Here is a 2,068-nt window from a genome sequence, read left to right as displayed (position 1 = left end):
CTTGTAGGGCGACAAGGTAATTGCCGTCGCCCCAACTTGTTCCACCGCAAACTCCTTCCGCCAAAAATAAAAGTTCTTGCCGGCGAAAGCGGTCGGGCATCACCTGCCGATATAGGCGGCCAGTTCGTCCGGCGTCCCGTTCGGGAAGGCCTGTTTCAGAAAATCCAGGAACGCCGACACGCGCGGGCTGAGCAGCCGCCGGGAGGGGTAGAGCGTCCAAAGAGCGATCTCAGGGGCGTCGATGTCCCCCCAATTCACCAACGTGCCGTCAGCCAAATCGTGGGCCACCAACGAAATGGGAAGACGTGCCGCACCGACCCCCGCCCGCACCGCATCGCGCACCATAATGAGCGTTCCCAAAGCGAGGACCGGCTCGATTTTGATCGTCGACCGGCCACCCTCGGTCTTCACGTGCCATGTTTGCCGTTCGCCTTTCCCGCGCGCAACGGCAGGGGCCGGTCCACCGGTGCGAGGAAGGTGAGGGCTCGCCACGACGACCAGCCGGTCGCGGAGAAACGCCCGTCCGACCAAGCTTTCGTCGGGATCCGGGTTGACCCGGATCACCAGGTCGTAGCCTTCCTCGATCATGTCCACAGCCCGGTCCTCCGTCGTGACCTCCAGCCTCACCTCCGGAAATTTGAGGGCAAATCCCGCGGCGATCCTCCCCATCGCGGTCTGAGAAAAAAGCAGGGGCGCGCTGATCCGCAGTCTCCCCTTGGGTCTTTGACCGCCCGAGGCGATCGCCGCGGCCGTCTCGTCCAGTTCGGCAAGCAACGCCCCCGTCCGCTCGAAAAGCGCCCGTCCTTCCTCGGTCAGCTTCAGGTTACGCGCACCCCGTTCAAACAGGCGCAGGTCAAGGCTGCTCTCCAAGTCTCCAACGCGCCGCGACAGGGTTGCCTTGGGCCGGCCGGTGGCCCGTGCCGCCTTGCCGAAACCGCCATGGCGGGCAACGAGGTTGAAATCGGTGAGGGCCAGAATATCCATAGGTGTTCCACCAGTGAGACGGTGCGTCTAAAATTTCGGTCTGTTTGAGTGTTTGTGAGCCACACATATTGGGCCTGTCAAGCAACCCAACAGGAGAAATTCCATGACCATCCTCGTTACCGGCGCCACAGGCAATGTTGGCCGCCAAGTCGTCGAGCACCTCGTCAAGCGCGGCGCCGACGTCCGTGCTCTCGTCCGCGATCCGTCGAAAGCCAGCTTCCCGGCGGGCGTATCGGTCGCGCAAGGCGACTTTCTCGATGTCGATTCACTGCGCAAAGCCATGTCCGGCGTTTCCACCCTGTTCCTCTTGAACGCCGTGGTGCCGGACGAATTCACCCAGGCTTTGGTCGCGCTGAACGTCGCCCGATCGGCGGGCATCGAGCGGATCGTCTATCTCTCGGTGATCCATGCCGACGTGTATGTGAACGTGCCGCATTTCGCCGGCAAGTTCGGCGTCGAGCGAATGATCGAGCAGATGGGCTTCCAGGCTACGATCCTGCGCCCGGCCTATTTCATCCAGAACGACCTGATGATCGAAGACGTCATCACCGGCTATGGCACCTACACAATGCCGATCGGCGCCAAAGGTCTCGCCATGGTCGACGTGCGTGATATCGCCGAGATCGCCGCTCTCGAGCTGCTGCGCCGCGAACGGTCCGCGGAGCCGCTTGCGCTCGAGCGGATCAACCTCGTCGGTCCGCAGACACTGACCGGGACGGATATCGCGGCCATCTGGTCCGACGTGCTCGCCCGGCCGATCAGCTACGGCGGCGACAACACCGAAGGTTTCGAGCAGAATCTCAAGCAGTTCCTGCCTGCCTGGATGGCCTACGACATGCGCTTGATGGGCGAACGGTTCCTGACCGACGGCATGCTGCCCGAGGCCGGCGACGTGGAGCGCCTGACCGCGCTTCTGGGCCGCCCTCTGCGTCCCTATCGCGACTTCGCCTCACAAATCGCCGGCTCCGCCTGACGGAACGGCTCCGGTCATCATCCGGTTCAGAAACAGCAGGGCGGCCTTTTGAGAAGGCCCCCTGTTCAGCCGGTACCGTCTTACTGCAGGGTGGCCGGACCAGGCCCGTCG

At 63.2% G+C, this 2,068-nt stretch carries 2 protein-coding genes; one reads left to right on the top strand and one right to left on the bottom strand.

The window, feature by feature from the left end; genetic code table 11:
- Window positions 1–99: 99 nt before the first annotated feature.
- Complete coding sequence (locus tag EOA22_RS31615; protein ID WP_013530764.1) at window positions 100–984, bottom strand: LysR family transcriptional regulator; 885 nt, start codon at window positions 982–984, stop codon at window positions 100–102.
- Between the two features lie 103 nt (window positions 985–1,087).
- Here EOA22_RS31615 and EOA22_RS31610 point away from each other — a divergent pair, with 103 nt between their 5' ends.
- Window positions 1,088–1,957, top strand: coding sequence for an NmrA/HSCARG family protein (locus tag EOA22_RS31610; RefSeq protein WP_013530765.1), 870 nt, complete (start codon window positions 1,088–1,090; stop codon window positions 1,955–1,957).
- The last annotated feature ends 111 nt before the right edge of the window (window positions 1,958–2,068 follow it).

Origin of the sequence: Mesorhizobium sp. M7A.F.Ca.US.014.04.1.1, from assembly GCF_003998745.1 — a bacterium.
GTDB lineage: Bacteria > Pseudomonadota > Alphaproteobacteria > Rhizobiales > Rhizobiaceae > Mesorhizobium > Mesorhizobium ciceri.
The sequence above is the reverse complement of the archived record's forward strand: the minus strand, read 5'-3'. Positions and strand labels throughout refer to the sequence as shown.